Raw genomic sequence first — 20780 nt, 5'->3', positions numbered from 1 at the left:
ATTTTTTAGGTCATATTTTTCTGGGTAATTCCATCTCTATCTGCTCTTTGAGTTCCCGCAGTAGTTTTTCAGATACACGGAACTTTGTCTTTATCTCTGGTGCAAATACAGATATTTTGTATTCATTAATGGCCTCCCTATAAGTGACTAAAAGTTCATTTAGCCTTGGCACATTGGTTTTGGCAGCGACCTCCTTAGCCATTCTAAAGAAATTGGAATAAGGTTCAATAAGTCCCTGCTTTTTTTCATCTTTTTGAGGATTGGCATAAAATCGTCTTGCCCTTATTATTAGTGCATCAATGTATCGTATTGCATCATCAATGTCTTGAATAGAGAATGTTTCGTGAAAGTTTACAGGTAGAATGTCTTGTAGTTCCTTTAAAAATATTTTGGAAGAAGTGTTATAGTGGCTCTTTTTCCCTTTTGAGAATAGGGTTAGAATTTCTGTTCGAGCCTTTTCCCACTTTAATAAGAGTGTTTCAAGACTAGATAGATAGGGCCTTGCATCTTTGTAAAGATTGGCCCGTAAAAAATCTAATCTCTTAAGGACTTCTTCATAGGTTATTGGAGAGTCTTTGGGCCACAAGAGGTCCTTTTTTATGAGTAATAGGATTTTTTCATAGAGGGCATCTTTTCCGCCAAAAATTAGGACAAACTCCTTTGAGACCTTTTGGGGCATAAGTGTACGTTTGATATAAGAGATCTCTTTTTTTAATGAGGAAAATAAAAGCTGTTTTACGCCCTCAATGCTGTATGAGCGTGCCTCATTTTCATCCAAAAACATACGTATCCAAAGGCCGTTTTCACCTTCATCTACTATGGCTGGCCAAACAGTAACTGTTCCCTGTATTTTTTTATTTAAAGTAGTAGGTTTTAGGATCTCCTTTAGATCTGATAGATCTTTAACAGGGCGTTCATATCTTTCTACCATTTCAGTGATCGAGGTTCTATCTCCTAAGATAGATAGTTTTATGGCCTCTAGGTCTCGCCCTGCCGCTAGCCGTTTCCCAGAATCGTCTACAACCTCGAATCTGAATTTCAGGTTCTCTGTAATATTTTCTTCACAAGGCCACATGTAATGGGGGATCTTAATGTTGTATAGCTTGAAAATCCGTTGTGATAGCCAGGAACGAAGGGGGGTGGAATGATCATAGTTTTGATGTGACAAGACCTCTTTTACTGTCTTTTCCAGTGGCATAAGAGATTTTCTCACTGATTTGGGAAGGCCTCTTAAAAGTGCTTCTACCTTTTGTGGGAGAAGGCCTGGGACAAGCCACTCGAATGGCACAGGACTTAAACTAGGCAGTATGCTTTGGGGGATTATGGCAGTCACTCCGTCTTCATCTCTTCCCGGGCTAAATCTATAAATGAGCCTTATTTTTTGGCCCTGTACTGTAATGATTCCTGGGAAAAGTCTCAGCTCTTCTCTTGTAGGATGGCGCTTTAAGAGAAGGGCTTTTTCGAGTCTTAGAATGGAGTCGTCTCCTTTTAGGCGTATTGCCTTACTTAAAGTCCTTTCATTGGTGATCAGCTTTCCTTTTAAGACCTCTTTTTCGAGGATGCTAAGTGCATTGTCAAAGAAAGCCTCTATCTTATGGGGATCTTCAATAATTTCAGGATCTCGAACCCTTTCTTCAAGTTCCTTAACTTCTTTAAGAACCTTTTGATTGTGACGCTGAAATGAAAGCCTTTGGCTGACTTCTCCCTTGGCTAGACCTTCTCTTATGAAGATTTCTCGAGAAAGTTCAGGATCAATCTTGTCGTAGAGGATTGATTTACCAGGATTCACACAGAGTCCCCATAGAAAGCGGCGCATTAGTGCCACAACCGCTCCTCTGGACTTTTCCCAATGGGGTTCTCCATAATGGCTCTTTAAAAAAGGCTCACCTATTTCTTCAATCCACTCTGGCTTTACCTGGGCCACTGTCCTTGCAAAGAGCTTTGTAGTCTTTATGACCTCTGCACATACAATCCACTCGGGCTTCTTTTTAAAGAGCTGTGATCCAGGGTATATGTAAATTTCTCTCCCACGTACACCTTTGTAACTCCCTTCGTTGGTTTTGACAGCCACATTTGAAAGAAAGCCTGCAAGTACGGCCTTGTGAATTGATTCGTAATTGGCTTCTTTGTGCCCTTTAAAGTTGAAACCGTGTTCTATCAGAATCGATTTAATCTCGGAATATATTTCCTGCCATTCTTCCATCCTCTGAAATGAGAGGCCATGGGATTGGCAGAAGGATTTTCTTTCCCGTGCTGAAGCTCCCTTCTTGGCAAGGTCTCTATAGGCATTCCATAACTTCACTAAGGTTATGAAATCAGAGTGAGGATCTGCAAAAGGTAGGCGCTGGCAACTCCCTTCATTTACTTTGTTTTCAGGGGGTTGAGAAATAGAGTCTACATCATGGCTTCGTCCTCTCCTTCGCATCTGGGATGTCTTGGGAGACCCTCCGCAGGAGGCCTCCCATAGGTCCTGGATGCTGAGAGCGCTGGCAATCACTACAACTTCTCTGAGCGAGCCTCTCCTTTGACCTTCAAGGACCATTCTAGATACCCTTGGCTCTAGGGGAAGAGTGGCCATTGTCTTACCAATGGGTGTAATGACCCCAAAGGCATCGACGGCTCCAAGCTCTCTTAGGGTCTTCATCCCTTCATTTATGGCCTTGGGATTGGGCGGATCTACAAATGGGAACGTGCTGGGATTTTTAATTCCCATGTCAAGCATGGACAGCAGCACTGAATCGAGATTTGAGCGCTTGATCTCTGGTAGGGTATGGTCGTCCCAAGCTAGGTAATCAGATTCAGAATATAGCCTGATTGCTAACCCTGGACTGGTCCTTCCCGCTCGACCTGACCGCTGATCTGCACTTGCCTTGGAGATGGTGGTTACTGGAAGGGCCTTGGTCCTGGTCTTAACGTTAAAACGCGAAATCCTAGCAAGACCAGAATCCACTACTATCTTGATACCTGGTATTGTAAGAGAGGTCTCTGCCACGTTGGTAGCCAATATGATCTTTGGCCTTTTGCTTTGCTGAAAGACCCTTTTTTGGTATCTATGACCAAGTCTTGAAAATAGAGGGAGTACAACGTAATCATCAGCAAATGTGCCCTCTAAAAGTTTTAAGGTCTCTAGAATTATCCTTTCCGTTGGTAAAAAGACTAGGGTATCGGCATACTTGCCCTTGTTTTTTAAATCCGTTATGGCATGGACGACCTTTTGAGGAAGGTCTAGGTCTTTTTCGTTGAATTGGTCCAGGTATTGGATTTCAACTGGAAACTGTCTTCCTTTTACCTTGATTAAAGGGGCATCGCTAAATGCCTTTTGAAAACTCTCGATATCGAGGGTAGCAGATGTAATTATGAGTTTTAAATCCCTTCTCTTTGGGAGTATAGTCCTTAGAAAACCGATTAAAAAGTCGATATTAAGGCTCCGTTCATGGGCCTCATCCACAATTATTGCATCATATCTGGAAAGGAGGGGATCATTACGTAGTTCGGCCAAGAGAAGGCCGTCGGTAACAAAATGGATTCTGGCACTAGGTTTTACATTAGATCGAAATCTAATTCTGTAGCCACATAGTTCTCTTCCCTTAGGTCCCAACTCCTCCATGAGGCGGTTGGCAACAGTAATTGCAGCAACACGCCTTGGTTGAGTGCAGACAATTCGCTTTTTCCTCCCTTTGCCAATTGCGGCTAAGGCCTTAGGGAGCTGGGTGGTCTTACCAGAACCAGTATCCCCAACTACCAAGATGACCTGGTTGCTTTTAATTGTATCCAGGATTTCAGACCAAGATTCAGCAATTGGTAACCCGGGATTAGGAGCTAAGTTTGCGCCTTTCCAGGGATCAACTGCAGTATTGGACAATGTATGGATTGGTCTGTTTTTCCTTTTTGATTGTGGATGTTGGAGCATCACCATAATCGTGGCCTGGGAGGACCACTGTCTCGTCAGGTAGTACTAGGAGTTTTTCTTTTATGGATTTCATCAAGGTCTCAAACGAGCCACCTGGAAGATCTGCCCTTCCAACTGCACCTACAAAAAGAGTATCTCCTGTGATAACGATGCCGTGGCCGTAAAGACAAACTGAGCCTGGTGAGTGCCCTGGGGTGTGTAGGACATCGAATGTAAGTTTCCCTACTTTTAAGGGGGAGCCTTCTTTTAAATATTTATCTGCAGGAGGGAAGGAGTCAAACCCCCATGTGCGGAACATGGCAACTGCCTCAGGCGATCTAAAGAGGGTATCGTCATCTTTATGCATGTAGCAGGGAGCATTTGACAATTCCTTCATCTTTTTATTCCCTGATGTGTGATCAGGATGGCCGTGAGTATTTACGATGGCCATGAGCTTAAGGCCCATATTTTGAATCTCGTTCATGAGCATATTTTCGCTCCCTGCAGGGTCGACTACGAAGGCCTCTTTTGTATCAGGGCATCCAATAATAAAGGCATTTACAGATAAGCTTCCTACAACGTATCGTTTCACTATAATATCATTCACTTTGAGCTCCTTTCTGTTCCCGCCTCTTTTTGATAGCATAGCTCGCTGCCTCCATGCCAGCTACGCAGCCTTCTCCTACTGCCTTGGCCACCTGAAAGGGCATACCTGTAATGTCTCCAGCTGCATAAATACCTGGGAGATTGGTCCTTTGCTTCCTGTCAGTAACAATGTATTGAAAGGTTTCAGGATCCATCTGTACACCCAATAGGGCTGCAAGACTCATAGCTCCTTTAGCCCCTTTTTCAATAAAGAGGCCATCAAGTTCAACAACCCTTCCACTTTCAAGCCTTATTGCAGTTAGAGCATTGTCTCCTATAAGTTCTTTTATCTTGTCACCTTTAATGAGCTCGACATTGGCTGACTTAAGTTCTTCATCTAGGGATTTAGAAATATTGAGGTCGTCTGTTATCATGGTGACCTCTGATGCTATCTTAGAAAGTGTTAAGGCCCCGTCAGCTGCCGCACTTCCGTTTCCCACTACTGCCACCTTGGCATTGCGAAAAAAATTTGCATCACAATCTACGCAATAGCTTATACCTCGGCCTATTAGGTCTTTTTCACGTTTTAGGCCGAGACCCTTTCTGGATACCCCCATGGCAAATATGATAGTGTATGTGTTCAAATGCTTTTTGGTCTCAGTGGTAACCATATAGGCATCGCCCTCTATTTGTTCGACCTTGACCACGTCTTCTTCCAAGACTTCGGCTCCAGACTCCTTTGCTTGTTCTATGCCAATACGTATTAGTTCTTCTCCGGACACAGGGCCTTTTACCCCAAAGTAGTTTTCCATATGTGCGCGCCATAGGCTGCTCGCTTCTGCTCTACCCAATACAATGACTTTAGCCTTCTTTCTCGCTGCATGAATTGCCGCCTGAAGTCCTGCTGGGCCATGCCCTAATATTACACAGTCATACTGGATATCCATTTTTATACCTCTCTTTCTCAATTACCTGTGGCTCTCCTTTGATTCGATAATCTTCTTTAAACCATGCCCCAAGGTCCACCATTTTGCATCTTTTGCTGCAAAAGGGGCGATAAGGATTTTGGAAGAAATCCACAGGAGCCTCGCAAATTGGGCACCTAATTGAAATGTTTTTAGCTTCGCACTTCGACCCCATTTATCTTTAGATACTCCTTTACTTCTTGGATCTCTACTTCGTGTCTGTGGAAGATCCCGGCTGCCAGTGCAGCCTCTACATCAGTTTCCTTGAAAACTTCGAGAAAATGCTCTGGTGCCCCTGCTCCACTGGATGCAATGACCGGTATCGAAACAGCCTTTTCTACAGCGCTGATGAGTTCTATGTCAAAGCCAAGATTTGTACCATCGCGATCAATACAATTAAGTAAAATTTCTCCTGCACCGAGTTCCTCTACCAATTTAGCCAAAGTTATAGCATCGAGATCGCGTCCTTCTCTACCACCCTTTATGGTGCACTGATACCAACAATATCTCTCACCGTTTGGCCCAGGGATTTTTGTTTCAATTACAGGGTGTTTTGTATCTTCAGGGCTTGCTACATATACCCTTCTTGGATCAATTGATATGACGACAGCCTGGTTTCCGTAGACCCTGGAAATTGTTTCAATGGAGCTATTACCTGTGGGGTTCCCAGTTTTTAGGTATTCTTCGCAAATTAGTACTGCATCGCTTCCAATAGAGACCTTGTCTGCTCCTGATCTAAAATACTCTGATGCTACTTCTAAGGCTGAATAATGTCTCCCTTCGTTATCTACATAATCTCTGATGCCACCACCTATGGTTAAGGGGACAAACACCTGCTTTGAGGTCCTCTTGAGTACCTCAAGCATAGGCATGTCTTTTAAAGGAAAATCTCTGAATCCAGTTATGTTCAAAAAGGTGATCTCATCTGCCCCATCTTCATAGTAGCGACTGGCTAGTTCTACGGGTTTTCCAAGATTTCGAACCTCTCCTTTTTCTCGGACATCATATTGATCTCCTTTTGTCACTACGAGATCACCCTGATCGTTTGTTCTTACGTCGAGACAGGCCACAATCCTTTTGGCAAGTTTTGTCTGAGTAACTCTAATCTCAGGGAGATAAGGCTGCTGTAGACCTTTTACAAAATTTTCAAGTACCTTTAGCCCAGCCTTTCCACTTTTTTCTGGGTGAAACTGAGTAGCACAGACGTTTCCCTTCTGGACACTACTCGTAAATTCATATCCATAGTCCGTATGTGTGAGCACCACTTCTTCGTCAAGAGGGCACACATGGTAGGAGTGTACGAAATAAAATTTTTCTTCTCCTGTCAGGCCGTTGAATATAGGGCTTTCTTTTCTGAATTTAAGTCCGTTCCACCCAATATGCGGTATAGAAAGATTGGTTGAAAACCTTCTGACTTTTCCTTTAAATATTCCAAGTCCTGGGACACCTGGTGCCTCTTCACTCTCTTCAAAAAGCGCCTGCAGTCCAAGACATATGCCTAGAAAGGGCCTGTCTGAAAGGAGATATTCCTTAAGTGCATCATAGAGACCTTTAGTCCTAAGGGTCTCCATCATGTTTCCGAAATTTCCTACGCCAGGAAAGACGAGTCTTTGGGCTGAATGAATGTCGTCAGGACCTTGTACGAGATGGACTGATTCCCCAAGGCGTTCAATAGCATTAATTACGCTTCTTACATTGCCTGCACCGTAATCAAGTAGCGTTATCATTTTCTTCCCCATATGAAATTTAGAATTTATTATAACCACTCCCAATCCAACTTGCCAACAATTCAATTTTTTTGTATTTAAGTATAATGGGACAGGCAAACTATTGAAGGAGGTGGGGAATTATGCCTAGGATTCCAAGATTATTGGTCCAGGGTGAAGAGGCAGTCTATCATGTAATTTCTAGGACCGCCTTGGAAGGCTTTGTGTTAGCGCCGGAGGAAAAGCAATATCTGCTCTTTCTAATGCAGTGGCTCTCAAGGGTGTTCTTCGTAGAAGTTTACGGTTTTTGCATTATGGATAACCACTTTCACATGCTAGTCAAAATTCGACCTCAAGATCATTATTCTGATGAAGATGTCCTAAAAAGGGCAAGGCTCTACTATAGGTACATGGAGACAAAGAAAAAAGTAAATATCCATGAAATAGATAGATTCAGAGAAAAATTCTCTGGGCTTTCAGAGTACGTAAAGGAGATTAAACAAAGATTTTCCAGATATTACAACAAGAAGCACGGCAGAAGAGGATATTTTTGGGGAGAGAGGTTTAAGAGTGTACTCGTTGAAGAAGGAGAGTCATTGTTGAATTGTCTGGCCTATATAGAGCTAAACCCAGTAAGGGCCGGCATAGTAGAAAGGCCAGAGGACTACAGATGGTGTTCTTTAGGCTATCATGTTCAGTCTGGAAATAGAGGTGGATTCCTCTCTACAGAATTGTGTTTAAAGGAATTTTGTAATAGGCGAGTCTCCAGAGATTGGTTAAGACTGCTTCGGGAATATGTTTATGAAAAGGGAGGTCTAAAAAACAATAAGGGACAAAAGCTGAAAAAAGCGATATTAGATGAAGAAAGGAAAAGGAGGTATCGCCTCCCAAGGCATGAACTCTTTTTAAAAAGAATACGTTACTTTACCGATTCTGGGATCTTGGGCTCAAAGGCCTTTGTCAGAAGGTGGTATAAAGAATTTAGAGACTACTTCACATCAAAAGACAAAATTCCCAAAAAGATACCTGGAATTTGGGGGATGTATTCACTAAAGAGGCTTTCAAATTAAGACTTCGGGGATTATAAAATTTAAAATGCCAGTCTTTTTATTAAGCAAAGAGCTTTATTTCCCTGATCCTGAACTCTCAGAACCAAATGGTCTACTAGCAGTTGGCGGTGATTTACGGGTTGAGCGTTTAATTTTGGCCTATAAAAACGGAATATTCCCATGGTATGGGGTGGGTGAGCCTATTTTATGGTGGTGCCCAGATCCCAGGCTTGTGCTCTTCCCAGAAGAGCTCCATGTTTCTCGGAGACTTCGCAGGACAATTAAACAAAATAAATTCAGAGTCTCGTGGGATGAAGCATTTGTTGATGTTATAACTCTTTGTAAAAATACAAGAACTGAGACCTGGATTACTGATGAAATGCGAAATGCCTATATTGAATTATATAAGGCCGGCTATGCACACTCAATTGAGGCATGGGAGGAGCACAATCTTGTGGGCGGCCTATATGGTGTAAAAATTGGAAAGGTATTTTTTGGTGAATCTATGTTTGCCTTGAAAAAAGATGCTTCAAAGGTTGCTTTTGTCCAAGGAGTTGATCATCTAACAAAAATGGGAATTAGGCTCATAGATTGCCAAGTAGAAACTGAACACCTTAAAAGTTTTGGTGCACGCCTTATACCAAGGCAAATATTTCTTACACTTTTAAAAAAATTGACATGAATTTTTTAAAAAAGAAATACATCAGAAGATACGATTTATAGGTAGGGCCCTAAATGAAGATGGGGCCTATAAAGTCTCCTTTAACTTTCTACAAGACAACAACTAGTGTATTTCAGTAAGCGCTCGCAGGATGTCCTGTAAGCGCTTACTGCCTGTTTCTTTTATGTTGTCAGATAATTAAATTCCTGTTGGAAATTTGGGAAGGTCATTTAACGCTGCCTTAATCATTTCTTCTGGATATTCATAATCTTTCAAACGACCTTCAAGATAATCATCATAGGCAGCGAGGTCGAAATGACCATGACCGCTGAAGCAAAATACAATACATTTTTCTTCACCTGTTTCTTTGCATTTTAAGGCCTCATCTATAACACCTTTGATAGCATGGGACGTTTCAGGGGCCGGTATGATACCTTCAGTCCTTGCAAAAAGAACAGCTGCTTCAAACACCGGATTCTGGGTATAGGCCCTGGCCTTTATAAAGCCATCGTGTACGAGTTTACAGAGAATTGGGGCATCTCCGTGGTATCTTAATCCTCCTGCGTGGATTCCAGGAGGTTCGAAGGTGTGGCCTAAGGTGTGCATCAAGAGTAGAGGAGTCATACCAGCTGTGTCTCCGAAGTCATACTGATAAACACCCTTAGTGAGGGTTGGGCAGCTCTTTGGTTCGATACCTATGATTTCAATTTCCTTACCATTTTTGATATTGTCTCTCACGAACGGTAAGGCCATTCCTCCAAAGTTCGAGCCACCTCCCACACAGCCGATTACGCAATCCGGCTCTTCTCCTACAAGTTCTAATTGTTTTTGGGTCTCAAGACCTATGACTGTCTGGTGCAAGAGGACGTGATTCAATACGCTTCCGAGTGCATAATTTGTGTCTTCATGGGTAGCAGCATCTTCAACGGCTTCTGAGATAGCGATACCAAGACTGCCTTTTGAGTCTGGGTTGGCTTCTAATATCTTACGGCCAGCGTTAGTCCTGTTGGTTGGTGAAGGGAAGACCTCTCCGTCCCAAAGATGCATCAAGATGCGCCTATATGGCTTTTGTTCATAGCTCACCTTAACCATATAGACGGTGCATTTCAGGTCAAAAAACTTGCATGCAAAGGAAAGGGCGCTTCCCCACTGACCAGCACCGGTTTCTGTAGCAAGACGTTTAACCCCAGCTTTTTTATTGTAATATGCCTGAGCCACGGCAGTATTGGGTTTGTGGCTGCCTGGTGGACTCACTCCTTCGTTTTTATAATAAATCCTTGCAGGGGTTCCCAGGGCCTTTTCTAGATTCCTTGCCCTATGAAGAGGTGTAGGGCGCCAGAGCTTGTATATCTCTTTTACTTCACTGGGTATTTCTATCCAAGGCTCTTGGCTCACTTCCTGCATTATGAGTTCATCTGGAAAGATGGGTTTGAGATCATCTGGTGTCACAGGACTACCAGTTTGTGGATTAAGTGGTGGCGCCAGAGGAGTTGGAAGATCTGGTAAAATGTTATACCAGGCATCGGGCATGTCTTTTTCGCTTAAGGTAATTTTGTAATCTTCACTCATAATATTTCTCCTAGTTCTATTATATATTAGAAAGGATATATTAATTTAAACCAAACATTATAGCCTTCTGGATGATTTTTTGCCTCAAACTCCCATTGGGAACGCAATGTGGCCATAATCTTTCCGTGTTTGTACCAGACTCCAGGCCCAAGGGCCCAAACTTGACCCTGCTCTCCTTCCAGCCCCTTAACAACCGTTTGGAGTGGGGCAGGGAGTTCATCAATACCGTGGAAATCGTCATTTTTTACCTGCCTGTAATAATAGCCGTTGAGTCCTATCCTCAGGTTAGGATTTAATCCATAGGAACAGTTGAAGTCCATATGAAATTCCTGGCCTGGGGTCCTGTCGATCTTAATTGGCGGGCCAGGGGAATAATCTTCCTGACGGGTGTTAAAATCGTACATGAACTTAGCAGAAAACTCCCATGCAGGACTAGGCATATATGTTATTGCAAAGACAGGCTCGATGGTCCAGTAGTTTCGTCCAAGGCTTGCAAAATTATTATTGTTTTCATTGTACAGCGGAATATAGATGTCAGCTATGTCTAAAACAGTATGAAGCTTCCCATCCATCAAATGCCATGTGAGCAGAAAGGGAGACCAAATGAAGTAGGGTATGTCTGTGTCATGATAATCGCGTCCACCTTTTGGCCCTACAGGTCCATTAAATTTCATATCCGCGTCTAGTAGCGTGAAAAAGAAATGTTGGCCGTAATTGGCGCCAAAGAGCTGTTTTTTAGAGATCCAGATAAATCTTGCAACCTCTGCATATACCGTAAGGCTATCTAGTAGTTTTGAGTCATCACCACTGCTGTCTTTGAATTCGTTGGCACTGTAGAAATACATGTAATTTACATAGGTGAGTCCAGGTGGCGGTGCAGCACCAACCATGAACGCCTCTGCTCCATTAGGATAGGCCTCCATGTCGGCCCCTTGTGTGTTTGGAGTAAAAATTGAAAACAAAAATAATAAACATGTAACTAATAGAAATGATTTCTTTTTATTTAGTTTGTTCATATCAATTCCTCCCCAGATATTTTACGTTCCATTACTAGAATTTTCTTAATATCGCAACCTTAATGCTGGTGGAATCCTTGACACTGTTTTTGACCGTATTTATTGTCAGTTACGGATAAGTCGGGGAGGGGAACTACCATGAGGAGTGTAGACCACATGAAGGACATAAAAGAACCGGATATCAACGAAAGGAGTCAGATAATACTTAGGGCTGTGGTAGATATATATCTTGAGTGTGCTGAGCCAGTCGGGTCGAGAAGTGTTGCCAAAAAGGCAGACTTAGGAGTAAGCCCCGCCACTATTAGAAATGTGATGGCTGACCTAGAAGATATAGGCCTACTGTATCAACCCCATACTTCTGCTGGAAGACTCCCTACAGAAAAGGGGTTGAGGTTCTATGTAAATCATCTTTTAGAGAGAAAGGGGTTAACGCCCCAAGAAAAAGAGGTTATAAAAAATGAACTTGAAGGAATAGGAGAAGATGTTGGACGTCTAGTCAAAAGGGCAGTAGGCGTGCTTGCAAAGATTTCAGGGCAAGCAGCCCTTGCAATGGCCCCTTCCACTCCTCAGAGTGAACTCCTTCACGTTGAATTGGTCAAGCTAAATCCTTCAAAGATAATTGTTGTAAGTGTCTATAGTTCTGGGCTGGCTCAGACAAGGCATGTTAGGCTCAGGCAGGATATCGATGAAGAAAGACTTAAGAGGATCAATGACTATCTAAATGAAAAAATAAAATACATGTCAATAAAAGAGGTGCGACGGGCAATAGTACAGGAGATGCAGGAAGATAAACGAGTCTTTGATTCCCTTATGGAAGAGGCCCTGGATAAAGCTGAATCAGTTTCGAGTGTTTCTCCAGAAGAGATGGTTTTTGTTGGTGGGGCTGTAAATCTTCTAAATCAGCCAGAATTTAAAAATATTAATAGACTGAAGCAGATTTTGCGGGCATTTGAGGATAAAAAGACTCTAGTTGAAATTCTTGAAGCAGCTGGAGATGGTGATTCTGTAACTATTATTATAGGAGAAAAGGAATTGACCACCTTTATCCCAGGATGTGGAGCAGTTGTGGCAACCTATGAGGAAGACCAGGGAGTACGGGGTAGTTTAGGAATACTTGGCCCTATGAGGATGGATTATGGGAAAATAATGAGCCTTGTAGAATATACTGCCGATGTCCTAAGTAGTCGGATTAAAGAATCTTAGTAAGGAGGAGGCCATGACTAAAGACAATAATAATGTAGAGAAAGCAAAAGATGAAAAGGAAAAGGATAAGGATATGGAATCAACAGAAAAAATGACCCTAGAAGATTGTAAAAAGATTATTGAAGAAAAAGAAAAAGAACTGAATGAGACTAAAGAAAAAATGCTTCGTATCGCTGCTGAGTTTGAAAATTTTAAAAAGAGGATAACGCGTGAAAAAGAAGAGTACATGAAGTATGCCCTAGAGGAGTTTTCTAAGGAACTACTACCGTTTTTGGATAATCTGGAAAGGGCGCTTCAGACTGCCAAAGAAACTCCAGACATTGATAAGATTATAGAGGGATTAGAACTGACTTTGAACGGGTATTTCAGCACTCTAGAAAAGTTTGGTTTGAAACAGTTTGTGGCTGAAGGCAAAAAGTTCGATCCAAACTTTCACGAAGCCCTTGGAGTAGAGGAACATGACGGCGTTGAAGAAAACACAGTCGTAAAAGAGCTTTTAAAAGGCTATACTTTACATGAGCGAGTTTTAAGGCCCGCACTTGTTGTTGTCTCCAAAAAGCCTAAATCAAATTGAGGCCTTCAAATCATGGGATAAATATCCACCTGCATTTGAGGCAAACTAGGGGACCTCTCATAGTGGTTTTAAAAAGACAGTAGACAAATAGAATCAAATGCTTAATGTAACTTCAAGTTCAGCTGATACTGAAGCTTAATCGCTTAATCGTATGAATAACAACGTTGTTTAAGGAGGAATATAAAAAATGGGAAAAGTTATTGGAATTGACCTTGGAACTACTAATTCCTGTGTAGCTATAATGGAAGGTGGAGATCCAAAGGTCCTCACAAATGCAGAAGGAGGTAGGACTACTCCTTCGGTAGTTGCCTTTACTGATAAGGGTGAGCGCTTAGTTGGTATGCTTGCTAAAAGGCAGGCAGTTACCAATGCTGAGAATACTATATTTGCAGTAAAGAGGCTCATAGGTAGGAAATTTACAGATCCTGAAGTCCAGAGGAGTAAAGATATAGTTCCCTATAAGATAGTGGAAGGCCCCAATGGGGATGCATACGTTGAGGTCCAGGGCAAACAATACAGTCCTGCCGAGATCTCAGCTATGGTACTCACTAAAATGAAACAGACTGCTGAAGAGTACCTTGGTGAGAAGGTCACTGAGGCAGTCATAACAGTTCCTGCATATTTTAATGATAGTCAGCGTCAGGCCACTAAAGATGCTGGAAGAATTGCTGGGCTCAATGTCTTGAGGATTATCAATGAGCCTACTGCTGCTTCTCTCGCCTATGGGCTTGATAAAAAAGGGGAAGAAAAGATAGCAGTCTTTGACCTCGGTGGTGGAACCTTTGATATCTCCATTCTTGAGATAGGCGATGGTGTGTTCGAGGTTAAGTCGACCAATGGTGACACCTTTCTTGGAGGTGAAGACTTTGATTTGAGGATTGTGGATTGGCTCGCAGAGGAATTCAAAAAGGAGCATGGTGTTGATCTCAGAGAAGATAGAATGGCGCTTCAGAGGCTGAAAGAGGCTGCAGAGAAGGCCAAGTGCGAGCTTTCCACCACTATGGAGACAGAGATCAATCTACCTTTTATTACAGCAGATGCCAGTGGGCCAAAGCACCTTGTCATGAAGTTGACGAGGGCAAAGCTAGAGGCATTGTGTGAAGACCTCATTGAAAGGCTTGTTGCGCCTTGCGAAACCGCTCTCAAGGATGCTGGACTTACGGCAGCAGACATTGACGAAGTAATTCTTGTGGGTGGTATGACCCGTATGCCCAGGGTCCAGCAGAAGGTGAAAGAAATATTTGGTAAAGAGCCTCATAAGGGAGTTAATCCAGACGAGGTAGTTGCAATAGGTGCAGCCATACAAGGTGCGGTACTTAAAGGTGAGGTAAAAGACGTTCTACTTCTTGACGTAACTCCACTTAGTTTGGGGATTGAGACCTTGGGTGGTGTGATGACAAAGCTTATTGAAAAGAATACCACAATCCCCACCCGAAAGAGCCAGATATTTACAACGGCTACAGACAACCAAAACGCCGTTACCATTCATGTGCTCCAAGGTGAGCGTGAAATGGCAGCGGATAATAAGAGTATTGGCCGTTTTGAACTGGTAGGTATTCCACCTGCACCAAGGGGAGTACCACAGATAGAGGTAACTTTTGATATAGATGCAAATGGTATCCTGAACGTGTCTGCTAAAGACCTTGCCACAGGCAAAGAGCAGTCTATAAGGATACAGGCTTCAAGTGGACTGAGTGAAGAAGAGATTCAAAGGATGATAAAGGATGCAGAGGCCCATGCTGCAGAGGATAGGAAGCGTCGCGAGTTGGTAGAGGTTAGAAACCAGGCCGATACACTCATATATTCAACGGAGAAGAACCTCCAGGAACTAGGGGACAAGATTGATCAGGCCACTAGGGATAATATTAATGAAAAGATAAAGGCCCTTAGAACCGCTATGGAGGGCGATGACGTAGATGCAATAAAACGTGCTCAGGATGAACTAATGCAGGCCGCCCATAAGGTGGCAGAGATGATGTACCAGCAGGCATCCCAGCAGACACAAGGCGCTGCTACCGGAGGAGCACAAGCTGGTGGAGCAACTTCAGGTGGCACTACCTCTGGAGGAACAGGTAAAGGTGGCGGTGGAGATGATGATGTGGTGGATGCAGACTTTGAAGAGGTTAAATAATAGGGCTCCTCAGAGTTGTGGCCTAGTGTAGAATGAACTTGACATAAACTTACCCTGATTTTACAATTCGGGTCGAAAAAGGAATGAAAGCGGAGCGGGTGTAGCTCAGTTGGTAGAGCACAAGCTTCCCAAGCTTGGGGTCGCGGGTTCGAGTCCCGTTGCCCGCTCCAATTCCCTTTTTGAGGTTTGTGCGGTTGGGACGTAAGTCCTTTGCGCCTTACTTCAAATGGTGGAGTTTTTAAAAAAAACACTCTACTACGAGAAGTGGGCCTAGCCCGCTTTTTTTGTTTGAAAATAAAGAATAAATGTTTGAAGATATTTATAATAAAAGTGATTTGGAAAAAGAGATTTGGGCCTTGGTAAAGGGCTCTGTAGAGCTACTGGGTTTTGAGATAGTTGATGTGGAATTGGCTCGGGGCCCGGGTGGGACAATATTGAGGATTACTATTGAAAGGCCTGACGGTCCTGTAACTATCGATGATTGCGTAGAGGTGAGCAGGACCTGTGGTGATATTCTTGATGTGAAAGATCCTATTGATGGGCCGTATAATCTTGAGGTGTCGTCGCCTGGTATCAATAGACCTCTTAAACGGATTGGGGATTTTGAGCGATTTAAAGGTGAGAAGGCTAGGGTTGAAACCAAGGAAAAGATATTGGGGCGGCATAGGTTTAAAGGTATGTTAAAGGGTCTTAAGGGTGATAATGTGTTGATAAAAGTTGGGGACGAAGAGTTTGAGATACCATTGAGCATGATAAAGAAGGCCCGTTTAGACAGGATTTAAGGAGCGTGTTAATTATGGCTACTGAACTAAAAAGGACAATTGATCAGGTTTGTAAAGAAAAAGGAATTGATAAAAATGTCCTAATTACAGCTTTAGAAGAGGCTATAAAATCTGCGGTTAAGAAGCGCTATGGTGCAAATCTTGACCTTGAGGTGTCATATAACGATTTAGTAGGAGATCTAGAAGTATTTCAATATAGGACCGTGGTAGATAAGGTTCAAGACCCTGAACTGGAAATTAGTCTTGATGAGGCCAAAGAGCTTGATCCTGAAAGTGAATTGGGTGACAGTCTTGGAACCAAGATGGATATTTCAAATTTGGGGCGTATAGCTGCTCAATCTGCAAGGCAGGTTATACTTCAAAAGATGAAGAGTGCGGAGCAGGATGTTATTTATGATGAGTTCAGAGACAGGATTGGGCAGATAGTCAACGGGATAGTGCAACGATTTGAGCGGGGTAGTATTATCGTCAATCTTGGGCGGACAGAGGCGATTCTGCCGAGTTCCGAACAGGTTCCGTCTGAAAGTTGGAGGCGCGGAGACAGAATTAGGGCCCTTATAGTAGATGTTCGCAAAAGTACAAGAGAGCCGCAGGTTGTAATTTCAAGGAGTCATCCTGATTTTCTTGTGAAGCTATTTGAGCTTGAAGTGCCTGAGATATCTGAAGGAATTGTCAGGATTATGGGAGTGGCCAGAGAGCCAGGCAGTAGATCTAAGATTGCGGTTAGCTCAAGTGACTCGGATGTCGATCCGGTTGGTGCATGTGTTGGTATGAGGGGATCTAGAGTGCAGGCAATAGTTCAGGAGCTAAGGGGTGAAAAGATTGATATTATCCCATGGAATCCAGACCCAGTAAAATACGTTTTCAATGCTCTTGCGCCGGCAGAGTGTTCTAAGGTTATTGTTGACGAAGGCGAAGGGACTCTGGAGGTTATTGTACCCGATGATCAGTTGAGCCTCGCTATAGGTAGGCAGGGGCAAAATGTGCGGCTTGCTGCCAAGCTTATGGGGTGGAAGATAGATGTTAAGAGTGAGACTCGTTACGCCCATTTGCAGGATCCCAATTACCTTGAGTTGCTTAAACTTCCAAGTATTAGCGAGAATGTAGCAGATAAGCTGTTTGATAATGGGTTTGATACGCTGAATGCCCTTAAGGATGCAAAAGTTGAAGAGGTTGTTGAAAAGGCTAGGATTCCCAGTGCATTAGCAGAAACTTTGATTCAGGAAGCCAAGACCTTGACTCAGGGTGATGAATATGAGGGCTCTGAGTTGGCATCAATGGAAAATGCCGATCAGCTTGCACAAGTAGAGGAGACTGCTCAAGTTGGCGAAGAAGGGGCATAGGCCAATCAGGATGTGTGTTGTTTGTAGGAAAAGGATGCCTAAGGATAATTTATTGAGATTAGTGATGATTTCTGGAAAAATGGTAGAGGATAGACAGTGCAAGCTGCAGGGTCGAGGGACCTATGTGTGCAAAGATTGCGAGGAACTAGCAAAGAAGAATTTTAAGCGGGGGGGATTGATTTAATAATGGCAAAGGTAAGAGTATTTGAGTTGGCAAAAGAGTTTGGGCTTACGAGCAAGGAAATGGAAGCTCGAGTAAGGAAGATGGGCTTCAATATCAAAAATTATATGAGCACCTTAGAAGATTTTGAGGTAGCTGAGGTGCGCAAGCTCATGAAAGAGGCTGCTCAAGATGTCGTATCTGTAGGCCGTGATGAATCCCCCAGTAAGACTGTTGTTAAGAGAAAACGCCCCGCTGTCAAATTGAAGAAAAAGATCGTCCTCAAGAAAAAGGTGCAGGAAGTCAAGCCCGAAGAGCCGCCTGAAAAGGTTGCTGAAGAGGTTAAAAAGGAGATGCCTTCTAAACCTCAAGAATTAAAGAAGGAGGCGATAGTAAAAGAAAAGCCTACCAGAGAAAAAGAAGAAACTGTCAAAGAAAAGCCTGTAAAAGAGAAAAAGATCTCAGAAAAATTTGAGGCCAAAATCATAGATAGAGTTGTACTTAAAAAGGAAACGCCCCCTGCCCCTGAAAAGACTGAGAAAGAGGAAAAGAAGCCTGAACCGGTTGTCAAAGTGGAAAAACCTTCTTCGGTGAAAAAAACTACTCCTGAGGAAAAAGTCGTAGAAAAGGCTGTAGAAAAAGAGACCGTAGCCAAGTCTGTAGAAAAGAAGCCTATAGAAAAAGAGATAGTATCTAAGGAAAAGCAAAAACCTAAGGGGAAAACTCAGGTTCAGGAAAAAATATCGAAGAAGCCCATTAAGAGGCCAGAGACCAAAAGTTTTGTAAAGGTAATCGATAGAAGGCCCATTGAGGAAATCCGTCCTAGTACGGTTAAGGCTCCTCCAAAAGTGGAGGAAAAGGTCTCAGCTCCGCCAAAAGCTCCACATAAGCCAGGGAAAGCCGAAGTTCCATCTGTCCAGGCTGGAGAGATGGAGGCCAAAGAGACACAGAGAAAGGGCAAAAAGAAGGGAAAGAGAGTTGTTAAAATATCAGAGCTTGAAGGTCTGGTACGAAAAAAGAAGGCAAAGAAACAAAAGGGTAAGGATAAGCTAAAGCCGATTAATAAGCTCCTCAGCGAAGAAGTAATAGAACCTCTTGAAGAAATGGAGCAGGCCGAGGCCTTTATGGAGGCTCCAAAGGAGAAGCCTATCAAGGCCAAAGATAAAGATAAGGGTAAAGAAAAAGAACCTGAAAAGAAAGCACCTTCAACCGCACCGCCCAAGGCAAGTAAGAGGAGATTTGCAATTTTTGAGACCATACAGGTGGATGAACTCGCTAAGCGCATGGGAGTAAAGGTCTCCGACGTCATTATGAAGCTTATGAGCCTAGGGGTTATGGCCACAGCCAACCAGTCAATTGACTACGATGTGGCTGCAATAGTGGCATCGGAATATGGTTTTGAGGTTGAGAAGAAGGCAGTTGCAGAAGATCTGGTGCAGGTTTCTGAGGAAGAGGAAGATGAAGCAAACCTTGAGCCTCGTCCCCCTGTGGTTACGGTTATGGGGCATGTTGATCATGGTAAGACTACGCTTCTCGATGCCATACGTCATGCAGATGTGGCTTCAAAGGAGGCAGGAGGTATCACACAGCATATTGGTGCTTATCAGGTGACCCTCCCATCAGGGAACACCGTTGTCTTTCTAGATACCCCAGGGCATGAGGCCTTTACTCAGATGCGAGCAAGGGGTGCTCAGGTTACGGACATTGTTGTCCTTGTAGTGGCGGCTGATGATGGAGTTATGGCACAGACCCGTGAAGCTATAGATCATGCCAAGGCCGCAGGCGTCCCCATTATCGTGGCCGTTAACAAGATTGATAAACCAGAAGCAAATCCAGATCGTGTCAAGACTGAGTTGAGTGAACTCGGTCTTGTGCCAGAAGAATGGGGGGGAGACACTATCTTTGTTGAGGTCTCTGCTAAAAAGAAGATTGGTATAGAGGACTTCTTGGAACTCTTGGCCCTTCAGGCAGAGGTAATGGAACTCAAGGCCAATCCCAATAGGCCTGCCAGGGGCCACGTCATTGAGGCAAGGCTTGATAAGGGTAGGGGCCCTGTAGCTACTCTTCTCGTATCAAAGGGTACTCTCCATAAGGGTGATGCCATTGTGTGTGGCCTTCATTACGGAAAGGTGAGGGCCATGATAAATGACAGAGGCAAAAGGATAGATGAAGCCGGGCCTTCAACCCCTGTTGAGGTTCAGGGGCTAAGTGGAGTACCTGAGCCTGGAGCAGAATTTGTGGTTCTTCCGGATGAGAAGAAGGCAAGGGAAGTTGCTGAATACAGGCAGAGGAAACAGAGAGAAGCTGAACTCGTTAAGTCCCAAAAGATGAGTCTGGAGACTATGTTCCAGCGCCTCCAGGAGCAAGAAGTTAAAGAACTCAATATTGTTCTAAAAACAGATGTCCAGGGCTCCCTTGAGGCCATGAGTGATGCTCTTAGGAAGCTCAGTACCCATGATGTAAAGATTAACCTAGTTAGAACAGGTATTGGTGCTATTTCAGAGTCAGATGTACTGCTGGCATCGGCTTCAGATGCAATTATCGTGGGTTTCAATGTGCGGCCCAATGCTCAGGCAAAGGCCCTTGCAGAGCAAGAAAAGGTTGACATACGTTTCTATGACGTCATCTATCACGCCATTGAAGAGATTAAGCAGGCCATGGTAGGTCTCCTCGAGCCAGAATATGAAGAGGAGATTGTTGGACACGCAGAGGTAAGGCAGACATTTAGGGTACCTAAGGTAGGGACCATAGCAGGATGTTATGTGCTTGACGGTTCAATTAAGCGTGGTGCAAAGGTCCGTCTTTTGAGGGAAAGCGTAGTAGTTTACACAGGGAAGATAGCAAGCCTCAGGCGCTTTAAAGACGATGTCAAAGAGGTGGCATCTGGATATGAGTGTGGAATAGGGCTTGAGAACTTTAATGATATCAAGGTGGGAGATGTTATTGAAACCTTTGAGATGAAGGAAATAACTCCCACTCTTTCTACAAATGAGACTGAGTAACTTGATTTTTAATCAGCCACAGTCCTATACAGATGTTTCAAGACTTTTTATGGTTTTTGTGTAGAGCACAAAGAGGTGACAGTGGCTGTCAAAAAGCGGTTTAGTGAATGGGTGGCTGACTTAAGACGCCCTTAAAAGAATCTTG

Annotated in this window: 16 protein-coding genes and 1 tRNA gene; 10 read left to right on the top strand and 7 right to left on the bottom strand. The window is 43.4% G+C overall.

Going from position 1 to position 20780, the window contains the following annotated elements; all coding sequences use genetic code 11:
• Positions 1-10 precede the first annotated feature (10 nt).
• Genes hrpA through hisF form a run of 5 tightly spaced genes read right to left on the bottom strand, consistent with a single transcriptional unit; the run spans position 11 to position 7166 of the window.
• Positions 11-3862: an ATP-dependent RNA helicase HrpA gene (gene hrpA / locus DBT_RS05725; RefSeq protein ID WP_067617616.1), complete on the bottom strand. Its 3852-nt coding sequence runs from the start codon at positions 3860-3862 to the stop codon at positions 11-13.
• Entirely contained in the window at positions 3843-4496 is a 654-nt protein-coding gene (locus tag DBT_RS05720; RefSeq protein WP_244155319.1) for an MBL fold metallo-hydrolase, read from the bottom strand. Before DBT_RS05720 ends, hrpA begins: the two co-directional genes overlap by 20 nt.
• Entirely contained in the window at positions 4489-5442 is a 954-nt protein-coding gene (locus DBT_RS05715; RefSeq protein ID WP_244155318.1) for an NAD(P)/FAD-dependent oxidoreductase, read from the bottom strand. Before DBT_RS05715 ends, DBT_RS05720 begins: the two co-directional genes overlap by 8 nt.
• Positions 5405-5614 carry a DNA gyrase inhibitor YacG gene (locus DBT_RS12865; protein WP_067617611.1) on the bottom strand — a complete coding sequence of 70 codons (210 nt, stop codon included), beginning with the start codon at positions 5612-5614 and terminating at the stop codon, positions 5405-5407. The genes DBT_RS05715 and DBT_RS12865 overlap by 38 nt, the downstream gene beginning before the upstream one ends.
• On the bottom strand, positions 5592-7166 hold the full coding sequence (gene hisF, locus DBT_RS05705) for an imidazole glycerol phosphate synthase subunit HisF (RefSeq protein WP_067617608.1): 1575 nt from the start codon (positions 7164-7166) through the stop codon (positions 5592-5594). The genes DBT_RS12865 and hisF overlap by 23 nt, the downstream gene beginning before the upstream one ends.
• 122 nt (positions 7167-7288) lie before the next feature.
• Between hisF and DBT_RS05700 the strand changes: the two genes are divergently transcribed.
• Together DBT_RS05700 and aat are read left to right on the top strand one after the other, a co-directional pair.
• The gene (locus tag DBT_RS05700) at positions 7289-8215 is read left to right on the top strand and encodes a transposase (RefSeq protein ID WP_067617605.1); all 927 of its coding nucleotides are present in this window, start codon (positions 7289-7291) and stop codon (positions 8213-8215) included.
• Positions 8216-8240: 25 nt separating this feature from the next.
• On the top strand, positions 8241-8876 hold the full coding sequence (gene aat / locus DBT_RS05695) for a leucyl/phenylalanyl-tRNA--protein transferase (RefSeq protein WP_067617602.1): 636 nt from the start codon (positions 8241-8243) through the stop codon (positions 8874-8876).
• 177 nt (positions 8877-9053) lie between these two features.
• Here aat and DBT_RS05690 read toward each other — a convergent pair whose 3' ends face one another.
• Both DBT_RS05690 and DBT_RS05685 read right to left on the bottom strand, forming a co-directional pair.
• The gene (locus DBT_RS05690) at positions 9054-10424 is read right to left on the bottom strand and encodes a TrpB-like pyridoxal phosphate-dependent enzyme (RefSeq protein ID WP_067617596.1); all 1371 of its coding nucleotides are present in this window, start codon (positions 10422-10424) and stop codon (positions 9054-9056) included.
• Between the two features lie 26 nt (positions 10425-10450).
• On the bottom strand, positions 10451-11440 hold the full coding sequence (locus tag DBT_RS05685) for a SphA family protein (protein ID WP_067617593.1): 990 nt from the start codon (positions 11438-11440) through the stop codon (positions 10451-10453).
• 156 nt (positions 11441-11596) lie between these two features.
• Here DBT_RS05685 and hrcA point away from each other — a divergent pair, with 156 nt between their 5' ends.
• From hrcA to infB, 8 genes are all read left to right on the top strand, one after another.
• Positions 11597-12643 carry a heat-inducible transcriptional repressor HrcA gene (gene hrcA, locus DBT_RS05680; protein WP_161939920.1) on the top strand — a complete coding sequence of 349 codons (1047 nt, stop codon included), beginning with the start codon at positions 11597-11599 and terminating at the stop codon, positions 12641-12643.
• 13 nt (positions 12644-12656) lie between these two features.
• Complete coding sequence (gene grpE, locus DBT_RS05675) at positions 12657-13217, top strand: nucleotide exchange factor GrpE (RefSeq protein WP_067617587.1); 561 nt, start codon at positions 12657-12659, stop codon at positions 13215-13217.
• Between the two features lie 187 nt (positions 13218-13404).
• Entirely contained in the window at positions 13405-15348 is a 1944-nt protein-coding gene (gene dnaK / locus DBT_RS05670; RefSeq protein WP_067617584.1) for a molecular chaperone DnaK, read from the top strand.
• A gap of 94 nt (positions 15349-15442) precedes the next feature.
• Positions 15443-15518, top strand: a tRNA-Gly gene (locus tag DBT_RS05665).
• A gap of 135 nt (positions 15519-15653) precedes the next feature.
• Entirely contained in the window at positions 15654-16130 is a 477-nt protein-coding gene (locus tag DBT_RS05660; RefSeq protein WP_067617581.1) for a ribosome maturation factor RimP, read from the top strand.
• Between the two features lie 14 nt (positions 16131-16144).
• Entirely contained in the window at positions 16145-17473 is a 1329-nt protein-coding gene (gene nusA / locus DBT_RS05655) for a transcription termination factor NusA (RefSeq protein WP_067617578.1), read from the top strand.
• Positions 17474-17483: 10 nt separating this feature from the next.
• Positions 17484-17657 (top strand): YlxR family protein, encoded by a 174-nt coding sequence (locus DBT_RS12860; RefSeq protein WP_141674224.1) that lies wholly within the window; start codon positions 17484-17486, stop codon positions 17655-17657.
• Between the two features lie 2 nt (positions 17658-17659).
• Positions 17660-20635, top strand: coding sequence for a translation initiation factor IF-2 (gene infB / locus DBT_RS05645; RefSeq protein ID WP_067617572.1), 2976 nt, complete (start codon positions 17660-17662; stop codon positions 20633-20635).
• Positions 20636-20780: the final 145 nt, after the last annotated feature.

The sequence above is a fragment of the Dissulfuribacter thermophilus genome (assembly GCF_001687335.1).
In the GTDB taxonomy this organism is placed as follows: domain Bacteria; phylum Desulfobacterota; class Dissulfuribacteria; order Dissulfuribacterales; family Dissulfuribacteraceae; genus Dissulfuribacter; species Dissulfuribacter thermophilus.
Note: the sequence above shows the minus strand (reverse complement) of the source record. Positions and strands in the feature narration are given on the sequence as shown.